Below are 21,587 nucleotides of genomic sequence, written 5' to 3'. Positions count from 1 at the left end.
AGTTGTTAGTACAAGCATAAACGATGATAAGTATTAAAGATAGATATATAATGCATCTTTAGGAAGAGTTAATAAATTAGTAGCATTTCTATCACCTTCTTGCCACAAACGCTATAATAGTATCGGAAAGAGTGGTGAAATTATGCGTCTAACGATGTATACAGATTTTTCTTTACGTGTATTAATTTACTTGGGTGCGAAAGAACACGGGGAACTATCGAGAGTTCAGGATATTTCAGATACTTACGGCATTTCGAAAAATCATTTGACGAAAGTTGTACACGAGCTTGGAAAAATGGGATTGATCGAGACGATTCGCGGTCGAGGCGGCGGGATAAGAATGAAAGAAGAGCCTGAAAATATCAATGTCGGAGAACTTGTTCGAAAGACTGAAGATGATTTCCACCTCGTAGAGTGTTTCAATCTCCAATCGAATAGTTGTATACTATCACCGGTCTGTCGGCTGAAAGGTGCATTACATGAAGCATTGAATGCCTATTTGACAGTTTTGGATAATTATACGGTCGCTGATTTCATCGTTAATAAAGATGAATTAGCAGCGATTTTATTTGACCGTCCTTTATGATAAAATGAAATAGAATATAAAATGAGCAGGAGGCTATTTAACATGGAAAAAGTTTTTGTTTTTGGACATAAAAATCCGGATACCGATTCAATCTCTGCTGCTATCAGTTATACATATCTAAAACAGCAATTAGGGATGAATGCTGAAGCAGTGAGACTTGGTGATATTACGAACGAGACAGCTTATGCACTTGAATATTTTGGTTTTGAAGCGCCGCGCTTTATTGAAAAAGCAGCGCCTGAAGTAGCGAAAGTCATTCTTGTCGACCATAATGAGAAACAACAAAGCGTGGATGATATCGATGAAGTGCAAATCATTGAAGTGGTGGATCATCACCGTATCGCCAATTTTGAGACTAATGAACCTCTATATTATCGTGCAGAGCCAGTTGGTTGCACGGCGACGATTCTAAACAAACTATTTAAAGAAAACGGTATTGAAATTCCGAAGAACATCGCAGGGCTTATGCTTTCCGCACTTATCTCAGACTCACTATTGTTCAAGTCACCAACGTATACTGATGAAGATCGTGCAGCTGTCGAAGAAATGATAGCCATCACGGGCGTGGATGCACAAGAGTATGGACTGGCTATGTTGAAAGCTGGTGCTGATTTGAGCAATAAAACGCTTGAAGATCTTGTGAAACTGGATGCTAAAGAATTCGCAATCAATGATGTGAAAGTTGAAATTGCACAAGTAAATGCAATCGACGTAAATGATGTCATGAACCGCCAAGCGGATCTAGAAGACCTTCTGTATCGTGTCATTGCTGAAAAAGGACTTGATCTATTTTTGTTTGTCGTTACCGACATATTGAATAATGACTCGATTGTCCTGGTGCTTGGCAAAGAAGCAGTTCGCGCAAGTGCAGCTTTCAATGTGACACTTGTAAACAATACAGCAACTTTAAAGGGTGTCGTTTCCCGGAAGATGCAAATTGTCCCAGTATTGACTGAAGCGTTAAAATGAAATAAATAGGAAAAGGTTGTGATCCGCGAACAAAGTGGATTGCAACCTTTTTTTTGTTTTGTAACAATTTATTGATCACTTAAACAAATGCCGCAAATATCTCTCCGGATCATTCAAAAAGTCTTTCGTCATACTAACATGCCTGATTTCATTGAACGAAACATTCACCAGTTCGCCGTCTTGAATCTCATACAAATCCGCACCAGGATATGCCATAAGCATGGGTGAGTGGGTGGAAATGAGGAATCGTGCACCTTCGGCAACCATGTCGTGGAGAATTGCCAGCAATGTTAGTTGTCGATTCGGTGATAAAGGTGCCTCAGGCTCATCGAGGATATAAAAGCCGTTTGGTTGAAACTGTGCTTGAAACAAGTCGAGAAAGCTTTCCCCGTGCGAACGTTTTTCCAATCCTTCGCCGTATAAATTCCGTAGTTCGTTATACGTTCTAGCGTAGGGGAGTACTTCCAGGCTATTCGGATTACGCCTTTTAATCTCTTCTATTTTTTGACGTGCTTCTTCACGGATGTTGGCGATGCTGCGTATATACGTAACGAAATCAGAAGCCCTGAAAAAGAAGCCGTTGCCTGTTTTCACTGACCAAATTAACTTGAATTCATCTGCCAATTCGAATGCGGGGGATAGTGAATGATCCATTTCCATATGCTCTCCGCTAATGAGTGTGCTACCGGCAGCTGCTGCAATACCTTCCAATAACGTCGTTTTACCGCTTCCATTATCTCCAGCGATTATCGTAATAGGGGCTTTCAATGTCAGGGATTCAAAATTTTGGATGATGTCTGGATTGAACGGATAACGATCTTCTTCAGACCTTCGAATCCGTCGAATTTCACGCAAAGTCATAGAAACACCCCTTTTTAGACAGTATACCTTAAAAAGAGGTAACGCTTTATTACAAATTCAGCGGTTTTGTCGCTGGGCCTTCTAGAACTGAGCCGTCCTTTCGGAAGCGTGAACCGTGACATGGACAATCATATGTTTCATCTCCGGCATTCCACCTCGTCCTACAACCCATATGCGTGCAAATAGGGGTGTCGGTACGAGTCAGGTGACCACCCGCAAATTCCTTTAAAACGATGCCGGTATTTTTTAAGGCTTGTAGTAAAAATGTCCCAAACCCCGTTCGATCTGGCGAATATAGTTCGGATGCGGGATTAGTTCTTCCGACAATAAGGTCACTAATTATCCGAGCACTCGCCATTGAATTCGATAATCCCCATTTTCGATAACCCGTACTCAAATAGACATAAGGCAGGCTTGCAGAAATTATTCCCGCGTACGGTATCAAATCCGGTGTCTGTGGATCTTGTGCGGACCAACCATGAGTGATTGTGTATAGCCTATATAAATCTCTTACTTCGGTATAAAGTCGATTGTAATATACTTGCGTATCGCTTTCCATGCCTGCCTGATGGCTTTCGCCTGATAGTAGGAAAAACGTTTTTCCGTCAATTTGCGCAGTTCGGATTGACCGTTTCGGTTCGTCGACTGAAATATATTGGCCACGTAGAGCCATATTACCTTCTGCTGAGACGATATAAGAACGGTCGACAGATAACTTCATGATTTGAAGTCCACGCAGTGCTTCTATTGGGTAGTGCGTACATATAATGAGTTCGGTGAATTTAACTTCGTGTCCAGATTTCGTGGAAAGTAGCCGTTTTTTTAAGTCCATCAATACAACATCCGAATTTTCGTAAATACGTGCGCCCGCTTCAACTGCGAGTTTTGCTAGATGCTGCCCGAAACGAACAGGATGAATCTGGCTTTCATTTTTTAAAGTGAGTGTTGCATCCATCTGTATCGGCAATTCTGAGTTTTTTCCGAATTCGCTCGGGATACCTAGTTCCTCATAGGCTTTCATTTCATAACGAAGCATATCAGTGCCAAGTTTGGATTGGGAGTAAAGAATAGAGTCCGCTATCTTAAGTTCACTTTTATTGGCAAAGTCTTTCCCGAATTGAACAGCTTCTTGATTCGCTTCAAAATACAATTTTGCATTGTCGCGCCCGAATTGTTTCAGTAGCTTTGCATAGACGAGGCCATGTTGGACAGTGAGTTTCCCTGTAGAGTTACCTGTAGCGCCTGCCAGAATCGTATCTTTTTCAAGCAGAATTACATCTTTCCCTTCCTTTGCTAGAAAGTAAGCGTTGGTAATTCCGCTTAGACCACCGCCAATGATGCAGACGTCACAAGTGATATCACTATCGATTTCAGGGGAGGCTTCTCGGGGGTGTGCAGTACTTAGCCATAATGAATTGGTCAAAATTATAACCTCCGTCAAGAATGTTCGAAATAGTAGTAAGCATATTCATTGTTCCCTTCTTGGATTGAATTTAAAATAGGGATATGAAAGGTGGTAAATATAATTTGAAAATCGAGATTTGGTCAGACTACGTTTGCCCGTTTTGTTATATTGGTAAACGCAGATTAGAAGAGGCACTGGAACAAACCGGACTTTCGGAAAAAGCTGAAATTATTTTCAAAGCATACGAACTTGATCCGAATTCAGCCCCTGAGTCCAATGAATCTGTACGGGTGGATCTAGCGAAAAAGTATGGTATGAGTGCTCAAGAGGCAAAAAACATGACGGATAATGTGGAGCTACAGGCAAAAACTGTAGGACTAGATTACGACTTTGATAAAATGACGCCTGCGAATACATTTAATGCACATCGTCTCGCGAAACTTGCGGAACAGGAGGGCCTCAGCAAGGTGGTAACGGAAAACTTACTGAAGGCTTACTTCATCGATGGGGAAAAGATTGGAACAGATGACGTGTTGCTCCGTATTGCCGAAGAGGCAGGACTTTCCCGCGACCGTGTGAAAGAAGTTCTCGATTCTGATGAATTTGCAGAAGACGTAAAAATGGATATAGGGGAAGCTGGACAACTTGGCGTGAAGGGTGTTCCGTTTTTCGTGATTAACCGTAAATACGCAATTTCAGGTGCTCAACCTGCTGAATCATTTGCTGAAGCTCTCCGCCAAGCTGACGAAGAATAAGTTTAACCAAAACCAAATTAAAATGGACCAAGAGATCATAATGATCACTTGGTCCATTTATTTGCTTAAACGATAGGCACTGGGTGCCAATTGCTATTATTATTGAGCAGGGTTAAGTTGTAAGTCGATTGTAATCTTAATATCATCGCCAACCAGAACGCCACCTGCTTCAAGTGCTTGGTTCCATGTAAGACCGAATTCTTTTCTTGAGACTTTGCCTTCAACTTCAAAAGCAGCGACATCTACACCCCAAGGATTTTTAGCAGTACCTTCGTATTCAGCTTCGAACGTAATTTCTTTCGTCACGTCTTTTATTGTCATATCGCCAGTAACGTCATATTCGTTGCCGCCTTTTTTAGTGATAGCTGTTGAAACGAATGTGATGCTTGGGAATTGCTCTGCATCAAAGAAATCGGCAGAACGAAGGTGATTATCACGGTCTTCACTGTTTGTGTGAATTGTATTTGCATCAATTGTGAAATTGAGGTTAGCGCCTGTCAAGTCTTCAGGGCTACCTTCGAGTGTACCTTCTACCCCTGTAAAACGTCCTTTTACTTTAGAAACCATCATGTGCTTTACTGAAAAACCTACGCTTGTATGTGAAGCGTCTACAGTCCATTTTGTCATTGTGAATAACTCCCTTTCATATTTGAATATGTTTCTACTATATTCCAAAAGTATCTTGAAGTCAAGGTATTTATTTGGATGGAATTGAGGAGGTCGATTTCAAATCAATTAGAATTCCTTGTCAAAAGAAAAGTTTCCAAGCATACTATTAAAGATGAAAAGCTTTATCTTTATTCAACAAATGTTTTTGTACTGAAAGCGAATCGTCAGCTACAGAAGATTCTCACCTCCATAGGTGGGTGATGACTGTGGTTTTGTATACCTGTTCAGCGGGTGTCCAAACGCCCGCTGAACAAGGAGGAATGAAGTTAATTCCTCCCTGATAAAGCCTTTGGCGGATGTCACAGATTTTGATAGGAGTCAATGAAGGCAACCTAAGATTGCCGCGTCCTGCGGCAGCGGAAGGATGGAGTTCAATCCTTCCCCCCTGTAGGCCTCAAGCTCGATTCAAAATCTGGACGCAATAACGCCGAGGCGTAATTGATATTGAAAGGATTGAATGTTGATGTCAAAACATCAATGGTTTAAAGAACTTCAGAAAAAAATTACACAAGGCACATTACTAATTGACGAACCACTTGGCAAATACACGATGACAAAACTTGGAGGAGCTGCAGACCTTCTCGTCATCCCTGGAACTATAGATGAAACAGAAGCCACAGTACGCTACGCATATGAAAATAAGATTTCGTTGTTATTACTGGGAAATGGGTCAAATATGGTCGTTAGGGATGGCGGTGTAAGGGGGATTGTCCTTCATTTGTCAGAGCTTAGTGAAATAAGAATTGAAGGTTCGCTCATACATGCAGAAGCGGGTGCACTGATTATTGATGTTTCAAAACGTGCAGCAGCAGCTAGACTGTCGGGCATCGAATTTGCATGCGGAATTCCGGGCTCTATCGGAGGTGCGATGGCGATGAATGCCGGTGCATACGGAGGGGAAATAAAAGATATTATTGTTCAGGCGACGGTGCTGACGCCAAAGGGCGAACGGCTAATCCTCACAAAAGATGATCTCGAACTCGGTTATCGTCAAAGTATTATTTCGAAAAATGGTTACTTTGTTCTGTCTGCTGAATTCCAGCTTGTACAAGGAAGTCAGGATGTCATTGATGCGAAAGTAGCTGACTTGACTTTCCAACGCGAGTCCAAGCAACCTCTTGAGTATCCTTCAGCTGGAAGTGTGTTTAAACGACCTCCGGGCTATTTTGCAGGAAAACTCATACAAGACTGCGGTATGCAGGGGAAAGGGCATGGAGGTGCAGAAGTATCATTGAAGCACGCCGGTTTTATCATCAATAAAAACAATGCGACAGCTTCTGATTACATTCAGACAATTGAAATGGTTAAAGCGGAGGTTAAAAAGAAGTTTGACATAGACCTTGAGCTTGAAGTGAAAATCGTAGGCGAAGAAATAGAGGAGTAACAAAAAGTGGATGCCCATAAATGGGCATCCACTTTTTGTTACTTATTTAAGTAGTTTTACAAGAGAACAAAGAGGGATCAGTCACTTGGTCATCTGTAATGTGTACTTGACACATTTTATTGTTACTCATAAATTTAAAAATCCCGTTGTTGAAATCAGTTCCGATTTCTTTAAAGAAAATACCTTCAAAACGGACTTCTTTTGATAATTTGAAATTGATACGGAAACCGTCCCCATCTTCTACTAAATAGGCACGAATTCCTTTTTCAAACATTCCATCGATTTCGTCACGGATGGCACGATCGACAGAGACGACATGGAAGTCAACAAAAGTGATTTCACGCAGGAGTACGTTCATGAACGACCCTTTTGTAATCTCTTCCCATCTGCTTTGAGCCGTTTGTCCGATAATTATTTGAGTAATGTTGTTTTTATGAGCTACTTCTTTTATCACTTTTGCAGAAGGTCGTTTTTCATTATCCTTGACGATGAATTCTTCTACATCCAGTTCCTCGGCAAGCTCTTTCCAACGATCGACATACTCAGACTTTTCCGCATCAAATTCATCGTAAGGCAATGGGTCTACAGTTAAAATATACATAGGACAATCCATGATTGTCGCGATTTTATGTCCACGTCTAATGAGACGTTCACCATTTGGACCGTAGTAGACACAAACGAGAATACTCTCGTCCATACGACCTTTTACTTTGCCCATGACGGTAGTCACCTCTTAATTATTATTTGTCTAATTATATATCTGTATATGAAGTTTAACATTAATTGAAAACCAAGCAATTATATATGAAACTGCTTCACTTGACAAGAAATAAGTAAATCGAATGCCTTCAAAGTGCTAACCATACTGTTATAGTGTATAATTTCTTGTATAAACTTATAGAGTTTCCCCTTCTGCTTGTTAGCTATAGCTCCCTATTATCCCGTCAGATACGACGCAGGTCAAGTGCACACTTAACTATTATGAAAATTTACATTCCCTACACACTCAGAGCTACTGGTTCCGTATACTTTCTAGGTGAATAAAATCAACGGGATTAATCTGTTTAGAACTGGAGGTTTGCATTTGTTATCAATTACGTTAGCCATTTTCACTCCGTTTTTGGCTGCTCTCTTTATCCCGTACATTTATAAGCGGGTCCCGAGCCGAAATATCGGATGGTTTGTCATGGTTGTTCCACTAACATTATTTATTTTTCTTGCTAGTTATATTCCTTCTGTTGCGGGAGGGAAAACGTATATACATACAATTAAATGGATTGATTCTGCAGGAATTAATTTTACGACGTATCTTGACGGACTAAGTATGATTTTTGCTCTACTTATAACTGGGGTAGGAAGTTTAGTCATTCTCTATTCCATATATTATTTATCCGAACGTGAAACGTTAGGGCGATTTTATGTTTATCTTTTAATGTTCATGGGTGCAATGCTCGGTGTGGTCCTGTCAGATAATCTGATGGTACTTTATGTTTTTTGGGAATTGACAAGTATTTCGTCATTCTTATTAATCGCGTTTTGGTATCACAGGAAAAAGTCCAGATCAGGCGCGCAAAAATCGTTGCTGATTACAGTTTCAGGCGGAGTGGGGATGCTTGCCGGTTTTATTATGCTTCATGCAATGACGGGATCATTTAGTGTGCGTGAAATAATTGGGACCATTGGCCAGTATACAGATGAAACTCTTTTCATACCGGCAATGTTGCTCGTTCTACTCGGTGCCTTTACAAAATCAGCACAATTCCCTTTCCATATCTGGTTACCAGATGCTATGGAAGCGCCGACACCTGTTAGTGCCTATTTACACTCTGCAACAATGGTAAAGGCGGGAATTTACCTAGTGGCACGCTTTACGCCTGTATTTGGTGGGGAATCGGTGTGGTTTTATACAGTGACTGGTGTAGGGATATTTACTTTGTTATGGGGTTCAGTTAACGCTGTTCGGCAAACAGATCTTAAAGCCTTGTTGGCTTACTCTACTATCAGTCAGCTCGGTCTGATTATGAGCCTCTTCGGACTTGGTTCTGCGGCACTGAACGAAGGCTACAGTGCGGACTCGGTTATTTACACGCAAGCTGGATTTGCAGCTTTGTTTCATCTAATTAACCATTCTACGTTCAAAGGCGCATTATTCATGGTCGTTGGTATTATTGATCACCAGGTCGGTACGCGGGATATCCGGAGACTTGGTGGACTAATGTCACTTATGCCTGTGACATTTACAATTGGGGTTATCGGAAGTTTTTCGATGGCTGGATTACCACCGTTTAATGGCTTCCTTAGTAAAGAAATGTTTTTTGAATCTGTATTAATTATTCGCAACCTCGATATTTTTGCAATGGGGCCAATATGGGGAACGCTCATACCGGTCGTCGCTTGGCTTGCGAGTGTGTTGACATTTGTTTATAGCATGATTATCGTTTTCCAGACGTTTCTTGGGAAACATCAGCCGGATCGTCTTGACCGGAAGGCACAAGAAGCTCCAGTGGGCATGCTTATTGCACCCTCAATTCTTGCATTACTTGTCCTAGGAATCTTTTTCTTCCCGAATGTCGTGGGACGTTATTTATTGAGTCCCGCGATGGCTTCAATCTATCCACCATTTGAAGGGGCAAAAGGGCTTGTTCCGCATATATCCGCTTGGCACGGATTTAATATGCCATTACTGATGACATTCGGTGTCGTCATACTGGGCACGTTACTTTATACATTCCTCCGATATTGGCGAGGGATTTATACGATTGTCCCGATGCGTTGGAATCTCGATACTGCATATAACGGTCTATTATCGCAGTTGGAAAATGGGTCGGCATTCCTGACACGGACTTATATGACAGGCTACCTTAGGGATTATCTTGCCTATATATTTATATTCTTCATTGTGACGGTTGGTGGAGGATTATTATGGACAGGCGGGTTTTCCATTGATTTCTCTAATGACGCGCCTATTACAATTAATGAATTCATCATCGTTTTCGTAATGATGGGTGCGAGTATAGCGATTATCTTTGCAAAATCGCGTATAACTGCAATTCTTTTAAATGGTGTTCTCGGTTATTCAATTGCGATTCTCTTCGTTGTATTCCGAGCGCCAGATTTAGCTTTAACACAAATTATCGTAGAAACCGTGACTACGGCGTTATTTCTTTTATGTTATTATTTCTTACCGGAATGGAGCAAAGAGAAAGCAACCCGTTCATCAAAGATTACAAGAGGCATTATAGCGGTATCAGTTGGAACGGTTGTAACGGTTCTGGCATTAATCGTCCAGGGAAATAAAATGTTCGATTCAATTTCCAGCTATTTTGAAAATGCTTATGAGCTCACGGGTGGAAAGAATATTGTAAATACAATCTTGGGTGACTTCCGGGCATTCGATACAATGTTGGAAGTTGTCGTTCTTTTCATCGCGGGAATCGGAGTGTTTACATTAATTAAACTAAAGGCGGGGAAGGGGGACAAGGACGTTGAAAACTAATGATGTCATTTTACAAACTGTGACGAAAATCGTTGTCTTCATCATTTTGACGTTTGGTGTTGAATTGTTCCTATCTGGCCACAATAATCCCGGAGGGGGTTTCATAGGCGGTCTTGTCCTTTCTTCTGCTTTCGTCCTGCTCTATTTGGTATTCGATATCGAAACAGTTCATAAGGGAATTCCATTCGATTTCAAGAAAATTGCAGCATTCGGTGTCTTGCTCGCTGTGGGAACGGGACTCGGACCGGTTATCTTCGGCGCTGAGTTCCTAACAATTACGGCTAGCCATGTCAATTTACCAGTGTTCGGGGAAACAGAGCTGTCGACTATGGTTCTTTTCGAGGCTGGGGTGGCGCTGACTGTTGTCGGCGTCGTCGTAACAATTATATTAAGTATTAGTGAGGATGTGTAGCTGATGGAAACGTTAATAACGATACTCGTTGGAGTGCTGGTAACGGTTGCTGTCTATTTGTTGCTATCCAAAAGTCTGGTTCGGGTTATTCTAGGTACTGCTATTTTGTCACATGCTGTACATTTGCTCCTAATGACGATGGGTGGACTGAAAAAAGGTGCTGTCCCACTATTAGGTGAAAATGCAGAAAGCTATACGGATGCTCTCCCGCAGGCGCTAATTCTCACAGCAATAGTAATCAGCTTTGCGGTGACTTCGTTTTTACTGGTACTAGCTTACCGAACATACAACGAGACTGAATCGGACAGTCTGACTGCATTGAGAGGGTTCGAAGATGAATAATATTGTTGTAATGCCGATGATTATCCCTTTATTGACGGGGATTTTACTAATATTTCTTAGACGCAATATAAAAACTCAACGGGGATTCAGTCTAGTTTCCATTATAGTGACCATCGCCGTGAGTATATACATATTGAATCTGATTCAGGCGGATGGGATTTTACGGATTGATTTCGGTGGCTGGTTGCCGCCTTACGGGATTTCGTTCGTTGCGGATTCATTTTCCATGCTACTCGTATTGACGACCGCGATTGTTACAGGAATCATTCTAATTTATGCGTTTTCTTCAATCGGAAGGGCACATGAAAATATGTTCTTTTATCCATTCGTGTTTTTTCTCATTGCTGGTGTAAACGGCTCGTTCTTGACGGGTGATTTATTTAACTTATTCGTCTGTTTCGAAGTGATGTTATTAGCTTCCTACGTTCTTATTACACTTGGGGGTAGGAAGGTACAACTTGTCGAATCGATAAAGTATGTCTCCATAAATGTGCTGTCATCTTGGTTTTTCCTAGTCGGCATCGCGTATTTATACGGCACAGTAGGAACGCTCAATATGGCGCATCTATCCGTTCGTATTGCAGAAGTCGGACAAGGGCCACTATTGACAGTGATTAGTATTATATTTTTAATAGTCTTCAGTTTGAAATCTGGACTACTTCTTTATTTTTGGCTACCAGGATCATACAGTGCACCGCCGACAGCAGTTGCGGCCTTGTTCGGTGCGTTACTTACGAAAGTGGGTATCTATGCTATGTTCCGCGTGTTTACACTCATCTTTTATCACGAGCCGGGTGTAACACATTCGATGATTGGCATCATGGCCGCGGTAACGATGATTGGCGGATGTTTCGGTGCAATCGCCTACAATGATATTCGACAGATTGTTTCCTACAATGTCGTCATTGCAGTCGGATTTATACTTGTTGGACTAGCTGTTTCGACAGAAGTGGCAATCCAAGGGTCTATCTATTATCTGATTCACGACATGATTATCAAAGCACTGTTGTTCCTGATTGCAGGAACGATGGTTTACTTGACAGGAACAGGCAGGATTGAAAAAATGAGCGGCTTGATCCGAAATTATCCGTTGCTGGGCTGGCTATTTTTCATCACGATGCTGTCGCTTGCCGGAATTCCACCACTTAGCGGATTCATCGGCAAAGTGTACATTGGACAGGGAGCGATTGAAGCAGGTTCATTCATCTTGCTGGCCATTGCCTTCCTATCAAGTATATTCGTGCTTTACTCATTACTGCGCATATTCTTGAACTGTTTCTGGGGTGAAACAATCATTAATGAAGATGACGATGTCCCGCTTAAAAAAGGGATGCTGATTCCACTCGTGCTGTTCGGTATTTTGACTATTGCATTGGGAGTTGGAGCAGAGGGACTTGCACCATACGTTTCTGATGCGGCACGCACGCTGATGAATCCTGAAATTTATATCGACGCAGTTTTGAAAGGCAACGGATAATCGAGAACACTCCTATCCATTAACCGTAAAGAAGAGGTGACCGTTTATGCCAGCCCAATTATTGTTGAATTTATTTATAGCTTTGCTCTGGATGCTCCTAATGGATGAAGACGAGTTGAAGTTTACGACTTTCTTTGCTGGCTTCCTAGTAGGGATTGGAATCATATTTTTCATGCACCGATTTTTCGGTACCCGATTTTACTTGCGCCGCTTATACGCAACCATTAAGTTGCTCTTCATCTTCATTTCGGAGTTGACCAAATCCAGTGTCGTCGTATTGAAACAAATTCTTAGCCCAACGCTGAAAATTAAACCAGGTATTTTCAAATATGAAACTGTATTGAATAGTGATTCGGAAGTAACGTTGCTATCATTGCTTTTGACATTGACCCCGGGTTCTGTCGTCATGGAAGTATCCCCTGAGGGAAATGTACTTTACATCCACGCGATGGACGTCGAACAATCACGTGATGGACTCTTAATGCAGTTGCATAACTTTGAAAGAGCGATCATGGAGGTGACCCGCTAATGATTCAAGTAATGCTAACAACTTCGCTCATATTATTTTCGATAACAATAGCCATTGCTGTCATACGGATTATTCTCGGACCATCTATGCCGGACCGGGTTATAGGTCTTGATGTCATAGGTGTCAATTTAATTGCGACGATAGCTGTCATTTCAGTAATGATGAACACAAAGTCGTTTTTAGAAGTCATCCTCATAATGGGAATTCTATCGTTCATCGGAACAATCGCCTTCTCGAAATTCATTGAGAGGGGTGTTATTGTTGAACGTAAACGCGATCGGTGAATTTCTAGGTGCATTTCTAATCTTGCTAGGCGGAATTGCGAGCGTAATCAGCGTGTTCGGACTGCTTCGGTTACCTGACGTTTATACGAGATCCCACGCAGCTACGAAAAGCTCGACGCTCTCAGTTTTGCTGACTTTGTCGGGCGCTTTCATTTACTTTTTGTTTAGTCAACACTTCGTAAGTGTCCGTCTATTGCTAGGAATTGTATTTGTTTTTCTGACTGCACCGGTTGCAGGACATGTGATTGTCCGTGCAGCTTACCGTTCGAATGTAAAACTTGCAGCGATTTCTACTGAGGATGAATTGTATGATATTTTACATAAGGATAAAACAGATGAGGATGGGACCGGCCACTAGAGTCGGGACTATCCTTTTATTTGTCTACCGAAAGGAGACTCCACTTATCACTGGGCTACACTCTTTTCGTGATTGAAGCGAGCGTCTTCTATCGGTAAATAGATAAATTACCTGTGATTACAACGACGAGAACGGTCACCACAAGAACAAATATAGGATGTTTTTTTAAGTATCCTATTCAAATTCAAATCACTTCAACTTTTGAATTATAGTATCATCCCTAAGACAATATTTGCGGTTTAGTCGTGCCACGTTTTATCAGAAAGTCTGATTTTCGTACGTGCAAGTATATTGATACATCGATGAACAAATAATCATTCAAACCACCGTTTGATTAACCTTGCAACTTCTCGGAATTTTGCATATACTAATTACAATCAAACAAACATTTGAATGAGGTGTATATAGGATGATAAAAGAAGTGTGTGAAGTGGTATCAGTTCATGAAGAAGTCGTTGAAGGTGTACAGAAAGCGCTCCCGGATTTAGGAGCTGCAGTAGGAATATTCAAAGCGTTGGCAGATGAAACAAGATTGAAAATCGCTTATTCCTTGACGATAGAAGAAGAAATGTGTGTCTGCGATGTTGCGGCAGTCATTGGTTCTTCAGTCGCTACTGCATCCCATCATTTACGGTATTTGCGCGTTCAAGCACTTGCTAAGTCCAGGAAAAAAGGGAAAATGGTCTACTATTCACTTGCAGATGATCACGTCTACAAACTTGTGAAGATTGCACATGAGCATGCGATTGAAGGTGTTGAATTTGACAACGGTTGAAAAGAAAGAATATCGACTTGAGAATCTGACTTGTGCCAGTTGTGCGATGAAGTTCGAAAATAACGTCAAAAAGTTACCCGCTGTACAAGACGCGCAAGTGAATTTTGGTGCTTCTAAATTAGCATTCAGTGGTACTGCAAGCATAGAAGACCTTGAAGCAGCGGGTGCTTTTGATGGTATTAAAGTGGTTTCGTTACAGCGTAAGGAAATTGAAGCGAAGATACCTTTCTTTAAACGCAAGGAAAATCTTGTTACACTTTTTTCGCTTGTCTTTTTAATAGTAGGGATGGCTATCTCATTCCTCTACTCAGAAACGCATCCGACGGCAATACTATTTTTTGCCATTGCAATCGTAGTTGGCGGAGCGGGGATATTCAAAACAGGATTGCTAAACCTTGTTCGTTTTGAATTTGATATGAAAACACTAATGACCATTGCGATTATCGGGGCTGCAATCATTGGGGAATGGCGTGAAGGCGCGGTTGTTGTCTTTTTGTTCGCAGTCAGTGAAGCCTTGGAAGCTTATTCAATGAACAAAGCTCGGCAGTCAATCCGAAAGTTAATGGATATTGCACCGCCCTCTGCTTTGGTAAAACGCGGAGTAGAATTCGTAGAGCTTTTGACAGAAGACATCCGCGTCGGAGATATCCTCATCGTGAAACCTGGACAGAAGATTGCCATGGACGGTGCGATCCTGACGGGGGCATCTACAGTGAATCAAGCGGCAATTACAGGTGAATCTATTCCTGTTCTTAAAAAGCGCGGTGATAATGTATTTGCAGGAACGCTCAATGAAGAAGGAGCGCTCGAAGTAACGGTCACGAAGCTTGTTGGGGATACAACAATTGCAAAAATTATCCACCTTGTAGAGGAAGCGCAGGCAGAAAAAGCGCCTTCGCAAAAGTTTGTCGATAAATTTGCCAACTATTACACACCTGCTATTATCGTGATTGCCATTTTAGTGGCTATCATTCCTCCTTTACTTGGTGGGGATTGGAGCGCTTGGATTTATCAAGGACTCGCAGTACTTGTCGTCGGTTGTCCGTGTGCGCTTGTAGTTTCCACGCCGGTAGCGATCGTGACCGCGATTGGAAACGCTGCGCGTCAAGGCGTACTTATTAAAGGCGGTATCCACCTTGAAGAGACGGGAAGGCTTAATGTTGTCGCTTTCGATAAAACGGGCACGTTAACAAAAGGCTATCCGGAAGTAACAGATTTCATTCCTAGTGATGAAGGAAGTCGAGTGCAATTACTAAATGCAATCGCAGCCGTCGAGTCGTTGTCGCAGCATCCGCTTGCGAAAGCTGTCGTTGATTATGCTCATGCATTCGGTGCGCAGAAAGTCCAGGTTTCAAATTTTCAATCGGTAACCGGAAAAGGAGCCTATGCTGAAGTTGGTGGCGTGAGGACTTATATCGGTAGTATCAGTTGGGCGCAGGAGCTGTCATCGTTGCCGGAGTCAGTCTTACACCAAGCAGCATCTCTTCAACAGCAAGGGAAGTCAGTGATGGCTATTGTATCAGGATCGGTGTTCGGTGGATTGCTGGCAGTAACGGATCCGATTCGCGCGGAAAGCCGAGAGGTTCTTCAACAATTGAAGAGTATTGGAATCCGTCATTCAGTTATGTTGACAGGAGATCATCAGGTGACGGCAGAAGCAATTGCTGCTGAATTGGGCGTTACGGATGTGCGTGCCGGTCTGATGCCTGAAGACAAACTGACAGCAATTAAACAATTGAGCAAACAATATGGCCGTGTCGCCATGGTTGGTGACGGAATCAATGACGCCCCTGCTTTAGCGGCAGCATCTGTCGGGATTGCCATGGGCGGGGCAGGAACGGACGCCGCTCTTGAAACAGCTGATATTGCACTGATGGCAGACGATTTAGAAAAACTGCCCTATACAATAAAACTTAGCCGGAAAACATTGCGAATCATCAAAGAAAACATTATGTTTGCATTAGGCTTAAAAATTATTGCGCTGCTCCTTATCATTCCCGGTTGGCTAACATTATGGATTGCCATCTTCGCGGATATGGGTGCGACATTACTCGTTGTACTGAACTCGCTTCGTTTGTTGCGTGTTAATAAGTAAGCAGGTTCTAAACGGAGGCGAAATTGAATGCATTTAAAAGAATGGACTATGGAAGAGCAGGAACAGTTAATTCATTTTATCACTACAAATACGTGGCCTTTCCACGGCAACTCTGATCCCGGTCGTCATCTGATTGAAAAAACAATTGAAGAAGGCGGATATGGGTCGGATGAAGTGAAAACATTCTGGGTAGAAAATGAAAACGAGGAAAAAGTGGGCATTGTGAAGATATACGATTTACAAGATACCATTCCGTTATTCGATTTACGAATAGCGGATATGTCGAGAGGGCACGGCTACGGACCCAAAGCACTAAGGCTTGTAGCAGAATATGTATTTAATTTATTTGGCAATAAAATACGTCTCGAAGGTCACACAAGGCAGGATAACTTAGCGATGCGAAAAACGTTTGAACGGGCAGGTTTTGTTAAAGAAGCGCATCTTCGGAAAGCTTGGTTTTCACCAAAAGAGAATTCCTATTACGATGCAGTGACCTATGGTATAACACGTGAAGACTTTATGGCGGGGACGACGACTCCTGTCATTTGGGAAGATGGTGAGAAGTCAAGGAAGCCTGCAAGGACTCCGTTTATACCAAGCTTTTCGGATTCATTCGAATCGGACCGGTTAGTTATTCGTGCTCCAAAACTTGATGATGCAATGGATGCCTGGAACGCAATACGAGATTCCTTACCGGCGCTTCGCAAGTGGATGCCGTGGGCGCAACCGGAACCTGAGCTGCATATGACAGAGGAGAGCTTACGAAAAGCAATTGCAAATTTCATCACGCGTGTTGACCTGCGCTTTCATATATACGAAAAAGAGACTGGCAAATTCGTTGGTTCCTCAGGGCTTCATCGAATTGATTGGTCGATTCCAAAGTTTGAAATCGGTTACTGGTTGGCTACGGAATTTGAGGGTAGAGGCTATATGACCGAAGCTGTGAAATCTATTGAGCAATTTGCATTCGAACAACTGGGGGCCCGCAGAATAGAAATACGCTGTGACGAAGAAAACATGAAAAGTCGGAGCGTCGCTGAACGTGCTGGGTTTACGCTTGAAGGGATATTAAACCAAGATTCCTTATCACCGGATGGTAATGTTTTACGAAATACATGCATCTATGCGAAAATAGACTAATGAAAAGCGTAAGTAGCCGTTTAGCCCCGAAAAGCGCTGGAGGTCTTACTGATAAAGGCGTTCTTTGCCTTTAACAGTAAGACTGAAGCGACTCGAGGGGCTGGCTACTGTAGCTAGACAATGAAAAGCGAAAGGCGCCGTTTAGACGCGACCGGCATAAGTCGGGAAGGATTAGCGGCGCCCTTTACCGCTCAGGCTTCCAGGCTTATGACCCGAGCGTCTGGCGCCTGCAGCTAGACAAGAAAAGCGAAAGTAGCCGTCTCGCTACCAAAGTTTGAAAGAGTGCATTAGAAAGGGATGCCGACTTGAGTCGACATCCCTTTCGTTACACGCTCCGTTTTCCAGTAATGAGGTTGAAGATAAATACAACAACCGCAATTACAAGAAGAATATGAATTAGTCCTCCACCAATTTTAAAAACTAGACCTAATAACCAAAATACGAATAGTGCTACAATGATTAACCATAAAATTCGACCCAAGTGCCTCACCCCTTTACTGTATGTATTCTAATATTTACCCCCTCTATCGATAAGTTAAACGCAGAGTTTAGGAGACAGGAGTAATTCGGATTGAGTACGGGCATACATAACGGAGGCGTTACAGTTGGCAACACCGGGTATGGAAGACTATCTAGAACAGATTTATTTGCATATTGAAGCGAAAGGCGTTGCGCGTGTGTCTGACGTTGCAGAATCATTGGCAGTTCTTCCTTCTTCCGTAACAAAAATGGCACAGCGTCTAGATAAAGAAGGGTATATTGTCTATGAACGTTACAAAGGTCTTGAGTTAACGGACAAAGGATCTGAATTCGGAAAAAGACTTGTACGGCGTCATGATCTTTTGGAACAGTTTCTTCGCATTATCGGGGTTGACGAAGTAAACATTTATGGGGACGTAGAAGGAATTGAACATCACCTTAGCTGGAATGCGATGGATCGAATAACAAATCTTGTTGAAGCGATGGGACAAGATGATGAGTTTGTTAGAAAGTTACGAGTAATGGATTTTGAGAAAGAGGTTGATAAGTAATGGAAGAACTTAAATCGGGTTATAAAGCAGAATTGGTAGTATTGGAGCAGGATGGTTCGAGGTGGGTATTGGATGGAGATGGCGATCATATTATGATGAACACATCCGATGCGGATGAGGACATTCAAGCAGGTGATAAAGTTAACGTCTTTCTTTATACAAACAGGCGTGGAGAACTTTCAGCGACCATGCAAATTCCACACATGACAGCTGACACTTTTGGGTGGGCACGTGTAATCAGAGTAGATGAACATGAAGGGGTCTACGTGGACATCGGCTCCTCTATCGAAGTGCTAGTTAATAAAAATGACATGCCAAAAGTGCGGGCGCTTTGGCCAAAAACGGATGATGCGCTGTATATGACACTTCGTATGGATTTGGGCGGCACGATTTTTGGACGACTTGCAACGGAAGAACGCGTATTGGAACAAATTGTCGAAGCACCTTCATCCGTGTTCAATATGGATATAAAAGCTAGAGCGTACCGTCTGTTGCCAGTAGGATCATTCATGCTTAGTGTTTCGGAAAATTACCGTATCTTCATTCACAATACGGAACAGGAACGCGAACCCCGTCTCGGCCAGGAAATGAAAGTACGTATAATTGGTGTCCGTGAAGATGGAACATTGAATGGGTCAATGCTCCCACGTAAAGAGGAGCGTTTAGGCGACGACGCTGAAACAATTCTTCGTTACTTAGACAAAGCCAATGGGCGCATGTCGTTTACTGATAAGTCGACACCAGATGAGATTAAAGAAGTGTTCAATATGAGCAAAGCATCATTCAAGCGTGCGCTCGGTAAACTCATGAAAGAGGGCAGAATTGAACAAGGTGAAGGAAAGACATTATTGAAATAACACTGAAGCAAGGGAACTTTTTTGACCCCGAATCGTATTTATTCATGTAAAGAAGGGGGAATGTTCATTGAAACGTCTACTAACAACAATGATTGCAGCCGTATTAGCTATCGGAATTCTGGGACCGGCAACTGTAAGTGCGGAAGACCCGATTATTAATGAGAAACTGGGTGTACCAATTGTCGTATATGGTGCGAACTTATCCGATGCAGAAAAAGAAAGTGTTAAAGAAAGTTTAGGCGTTGCAAAAGAAGCGGAAGTTGAAGAAATCACCGTTGACGGCAGTGACCTTGTGAAATATATTAAAGATGGAAATAGTCAGGCAAGAATGTATTCTTCAGCTAAAATTACGAGGCAAGAAGAAGGCAAAGGACTCGTCATCAGTATTGTTACTGAAGATAACATTACACAAGTAACATCAGAAATATACGCTACAGCAATGCTAACAGCGGGTATTGAAGATGCAATTGTTGAAGTGGCATCACCCAAAAAAGTGACGGGTCACTCAGCGCTTGTTGGTATATACAAAGCTTATGAAGTAACTGGCGAGAAGCTCGATACGGAGCGGACGGATGTTGCTAACGATGAATTGAATCTTGCGACGAAATTTGCAAAAGAAACTGGAGTCGAGAGTGATAAAGTTGCCGAACTTCTAACGGATATTAAGAAACAAATTGCAGAGAAAAATCCTGCGACTAAGGAAGAAGTCGAAAAGATTGTGGCTGAACAGCTGAAGAAATACAATATCGAGTTAAGCGAAGCTGACCGTCAATTGCTAATTGACTTAATGGATAGGATAAGAAGTCTAGATATCGACTTTAATAAGATTTCTGAGCAACTTTCCGATATGTCAACTAAGATTAAAGATACAATAGGTGACATCGATCCAGGATTCTGGGATAAAGTGAAAGAGTTTTTCGCGAATCTGATCGAATCTGTTCAATCGTGGTTTAAGTAAACATGTTCCGAATTGTGGTGAAATTTCAGTGATTTAAATTTATGGAAAAGGAGCAATTTAAATGGAATTCGAATTTGTGGAATTAGGTGGGGACGCATTCGCGTTCCGTCATGAAGAAGATGGAAAGATACTAGCCGAAATTACGTGGACTATTCTTGGTGACGTCATGGTAATGGACCACACTTTCGTTTCCCCAGATTTACGTGGCCAAGGGGTTGCAAAAAAAATACTCGATCGCGCAGCTGATTACGCCCGTGAACAAGAACTGAAAATGGAGCCTGTTTGTTCATACGTTGTAACTGCGTTTGAACGTTATAAAGACTACGACGACCTCAAAGTATGATGTGAACATATAAAAGGCAATCCATTTAGTTATAGTAACTACGGATTGCCTTTTATATTTTACCTAATGAAATTTGGTTCATTCGTATCCCTCACAGTAATGTAATGAAGTACAAAATACTCGTTAAAACTGAAGCACCGGCGATCGTATACATCATGTCGGCTTGACTGAAAATTAGTTTTTTCTCCATTTGTAACGTCCCCTCTCGTCAAAAAGTATAAATGGTGAATACCTATTTATTACCCTTTAAGACAAGAGTCAAACATATTAAACAGATAATGCGTGGGAGATGAAACTTATTCCCATGTAAAACGTATAGACATATACATAGCTATAAAGGAGGGTGTATTTCGTGAAACGCACAGTAGAAAAAGTATTATCGATTATTAGTGCAGTTCTAACAGTGTTAGGAGTTATTCTAAGCTTTGCGATACTGGCATTCTTGAATTTTATCAAGTCAGATCCTACGTTCCAGGATGAATTCCGAACGGAGATATTATTATTTGATCCTACGCTTAATCCTGCAGACATTGAGATTTTCCTTACAGCCTTTAATTTCTTGGGTGGTTTTATGTGGTTAATCATTATTGCCTTGATTATAAGTCTCGTTTTGATAGTTATCGGGGTCGTAAATATTTGGAATAACAAAAATCCAAAACTGGCTGGAATACTATTTATCATTGCCGGGGTGTTGGGAGGATTTTTAAACATTACTTCAATACTTCTCTATATTGCCGGAATTCTATGTTTCATAAAGAAACCGCCATTAACTCAAGAACCCCATTTTGTAGATGATCAGTATAACGGAAAGATGAGACCTTTATAATGAAAAAAACGCTTTCCTCCGTTTGGAGGAAAGCG

Annotated in this window: 24 protein-coding genes; 19 read left to right on the top strand and 5 right to left on the bottom strand. The window is 41.9% G+C overall.

Going from position 1 to position 21,587, the window contains the following annotated elements:
- Nucleotides 1-142: 142 nt before the first annotated feature.
- Complete coding sequence (locus AC25Y6_RS09275; RefSeq protein WP_488142776.1) at nt 143-586, top strand: Rrf2 family transcriptional regulator; 444 nt, start codon at nt 143-145, stop codon at nt 584-586.
- A 42-nt stretch (nt 587-628) separates the two neighbouring features.
- The gene (locus tag AC25Y6_RS09270) at nt 629-1,555 is read left to right on the top strand and encodes a manganese-dependent inorganic pyrophosphatase (protein ID WP_488142775.1); all 927 of its coding nucleotides are present in this window, start codon (nt 629-631) and stop codon (nt 1,553-1,555) included.
- Between the two features lie 75 nt (nt 1,556-1,630).
- Here the strand turns inward: AC25Y6_RS09270 and AC25Y6_RS09265 are convergent, their stop codons facing one another.
- On the bottom strand, nt 1,631-2,416 hold the full coding sequence (locus AC25Y6_RS09265) for an AAA family ATPase (RefSeq protein WP_488142774.1): 786 nt from the start codon (nt 2,414-2,416) through the stop codon (nt 1,631-1,633).
- Nucleotides 2,417-2,465: 49 nt separating this feature from the next.
- Nucleotides 2,466-3,839, bottom strand: coding sequence for an FAD-dependent oxidoreductase (locus AC25Y6_RS09260; protein ID WP_488142773.1), 1,374 nt, complete (start codon nt 3,837-3,839; stop codon nt 2,466-2,468).
- 104 nt (nt 3,840-3,943) lie between these two features.
- Between AC25Y6_RS09260 and AC25Y6_RS09255 the strand changes: the two genes are divergently transcribed.
- Entirely contained in the window at nt 3,944-4,576 is a 633-nt protein-coding gene (locus tag AC25Y6_RS09255) for a DsbA family oxidoreductase (RefSeq protein WP_488142772.1), read from the top strand.
- Nucleotides 4,577-4,675: 99 nt separating this feature from the next.
- Here the strand turns inward: AC25Y6_RS09255 and AC25Y6_RS09250 are convergent, their stop codons facing one another.
- A complete protein-coding gene (locus AC25Y6_RS09250; RefSeq protein ID WP_488142771.1) occupies nt 4,676-5,203 on the bottom strand; it encodes a YceI family protein in 528 nt (175 codons plus the stop codon).
- Between the two features lie 505 nt (nt 5,204-5,708).
- On the opposite strand from AC25Y6_RS09250, the gene murB reads away from it, so the two are divergent.
- A complete protein-coding gene (gene murB, locus AC25Y6_RS09245; protein ID WP_488142770.1) occupies nt 5,709-6,629 on the top strand; it encodes a UDP-N-acetylmuramate dehydrogenase in 921 nt (306 codons plus the stop codon).
- A gap of 46 nt (nt 6,630-6,675) precedes the next feature.
- Here murB and AC25Y6_RS09240 read toward each other — a convergent pair whose 3' ends face one another.
- Nucleotides 6,676-7,347 carry a histidine kinase gene (locus tag AC25Y6_RS09240; protein ID WP_482101465.1) on the bottom strand — a complete coding sequence of 224 codons (672 nt, stop codon included), beginning with the start codon at nt 7,345-7,347 and terminating at the stop codon, nt 6,676-6,678.
- Nucleotides 7,348-7,713: 366 nt separating this feature from the next.
- Between AC25Y6_RS09240 and AC25Y6_RS09235 the strand changes: the two genes are divergently transcribed.
- The 10 genes from AC25Y6_RS09235 to AC25Y6_RS09190 all read left to right on the top strand — a co-directional run bounded on the left by AC25Y6_RS09235 (nt 7,714) and on the right by AC25Y6_RS09190 (nt 17,537).
- Nucleotides 7,714-10,125 carry a Na+/H+ antiporter subunit A gene (locus AC25Y6_RS09235; protein ID WP_488142769.1) on the top strand — a complete coding sequence of 804 codons (2,412 nt, stop codon included), beginning with the start codon at nt 7,714-7,716 and terminating at the stop codon, nt 10,123-10,125.
- A complete protein-coding gene (locus AC25Y6_RS09230) occupies nt 10,115-10,537 on the top strand; it encodes a Na(+)/H(+) antiporter subunit B (RefSeq protein ID WP_482106101.1) in 423 nt (140 codons plus the stop codon). Before AC25Y6_RS09235 ends, AC25Y6_RS09230 begins: the two co-directional genes overlap by 11 nt.
- Before the next feature lie 3 nt (nt 10,538-10,540).
- Complete coding sequence (locus tag AC25Y6_RS09225; protein ID WP_488142768.1) at nt 10,541-10,879, top strand: Na(+)/H(+) antiporter subunit C; 339 nt, start codon at nt 10,541-10,543, stop codon at nt 10,877-10,879.
- Nucleotides 10,872-12,356 (top strand): Na+/H+ antiporter subunit D, encoded by a 1,485-nt coding sequence (locus tag AC25Y6_RS09220; protein WP_488142767.1) that lies wholly within the window; start codon nt 10,872-10,874, stop codon nt 12,354-12,356. Before AC25Y6_RS09225 ends, AC25Y6_RS09220 begins: the two co-directional genes overlap by 8 nt.
- A 46-nt stretch (nt 12,357-12,402) precedes the next feature.
- Complete coding sequence (locus AC25Y6_RS09215) at nt 12,403-12,885, top strand: Na+/H+ antiporter subunit E (RefSeq protein ID WP_482101460.1); 483 nt, start codon at nt 12,403-12,405, stop codon at nt 12,883-12,885.
- Nucleotides 12,885-13,169 (top strand): Na(+)/H(+) antiporter subunit F1, encoded by a 285-nt coding sequence (locus AC25Y6_RS09210; RefSeq protein WP_482101459.1) that lies wholly within the window; start codon nt 12,885-12,887, stop codon nt 13,167-13,169. Before AC25Y6_RS09215 ends, AC25Y6_RS09210 begins: the two co-directional genes overlap by 1 nt.
- Entirely contained in the window at nt 13,147-13,527 is a 381-nt protein-coding gene (locus tag AC25Y6_RS09205) for a Na+/H+ antiporter subunit G (RefSeq protein WP_488142813.1), read from the top strand. The genes AC25Y6_RS09210 and AC25Y6_RS09205 overlap by 23 nt, the downstream gene beginning before the upstream one ends.
- A 409-nt stretch (nt 13,528-13,936) precedes the next feature.
- Nucleotides 13,937-14,302 carry an ArsR/SmtB family transcription factor gene (locus AC25Y6_RS09200; RefSeq protein ID WP_488142766.1) on the top strand — a complete coding sequence of 122 codons (366 nt, stop codon included), beginning with the start codon at nt 13,937-13,939 and terminating at the stop codon, nt 14,300-14,302.
- Nucleotides 14,289-16,397, top strand: a complete 2,109-nt coding sequence (locus AC25Y6_RS09195; RefSeq protein WP_488142765.1) for a heavy metal translocating P-type ATPase — start codon at nt 14,289-14,291, stop codon at nt 16,395-16,397. Before AC25Y6_RS09200 ends, AC25Y6_RS09195 begins: the two co-directional genes overlap by 14 nt.
- 27 nt (nt 16,398-16,424) lie before the next feature.
- On the top strand, nt 16,425-17,537 hold the full coding sequence (locus AC25Y6_RS09190; RefSeq protein WP_488142764.1) for a GNAT family N-acetyltransferase: 1,113 nt from the start codon (nt 16,425-16,427) through the stop codon (nt 17,535-17,537).
- A 325-nt stretch (nt 17,538-17,862) separates the two neighbouring features.
- Here the strand turns inward: AC25Y6_RS09190 and AC25Y6_RS09185 are convergent, their stop codons facing one another.
- Nucleotides 17,863-18,009 carry a lmo0937 family membrane protein gene (locus AC25Y6_RS09185; RefSeq protein ID WP_482101765.1) on the bottom strand — a complete coding sequence of 49 codons (147 nt, stop codon included), beginning with the start codon at nt 18,007-18,009 and terminating at the stop codon, nt 17,863-17,865.
- 133 nt (nt 18,010-18,142) lie between these two features.
- On the opposite strand from AC25Y6_RS09185, the gene mntR reads away from it, so the two are divergent.
- The 5 genes from mntR to AC25Y6_RS09160 all read left to right on the top strand — a co-directional run bounded on the left by mntR (nt 18,143) and on the right by AC25Y6_RS09160 (nt 21,552).
- Entirely contained in the window at nt 18,143-18,568 is a 426-nt protein-coding gene (mntR, locus tag AC25Y6_RS09180; RefSeq protein WP_482101454.1) for a transcriptional regulator MntR, read from the top strand.
- Complete coding sequence (locus AC25Y6_RS09175) at nt 18,568-19,425, top strand: CvfB family protein (RefSeq protein ID WP_488142763.1); 858 nt, start codon at nt 18,568-18,570, stop codon at nt 19,423-19,425. The genes mntR and AC25Y6_RS09175 overlap by 1 nt, the downstream gene beginning before the upstream one ends.
- Nucleotides 19,426-19,513: 88 nt before the next feature.
- Nucleotides 19,514-20,383 carry a DUF1002 domain-containing protein gene (locus tag AC25Y6_RS09170; RefSeq protein WP_488142812.1) on the top strand — a complete coding sequence of 290 codons (870 nt, stop codon included), beginning with the start codon at nt 19,514-19,516 and terminating at the stop codon, nt 20,381-20,383.
- 61 nt (nt 20,384-20,444) lie between these two features.
- Nucleotides 20,445-20,726, top strand: a complete 282-nt coding sequence (locus tag AC25Y6_RS09165; protein WP_482101451.1) for a GNAT family N-acetyltransferase — start codon at nt 20,445-20,447, stop codon at nt 20,724-20,726.
- Nucleotides 20,727-21,078: 352 nt separating this feature from the next.
- On the top strand, nt 21,079-21,552 hold the full coding sequence (locus AC25Y6_RS09160; RefSeq protein WP_482106108.1) for a DUF4064 domain-containing protein: 474 nt from the start codon (nt 21,079-21,081) through the stop codon (nt 21,550-21,552).
- The last annotated feature ends 35 nt before the right edge of the window (nt 21,553-21,587 follow it).

The sequence above is a fragment of the Sporosarcina sp. Y1004 genome, from assembly GCF_057669665.1.
This window is presented reverse-complemented; position numbering and strand designations above follow the sequence as displayed.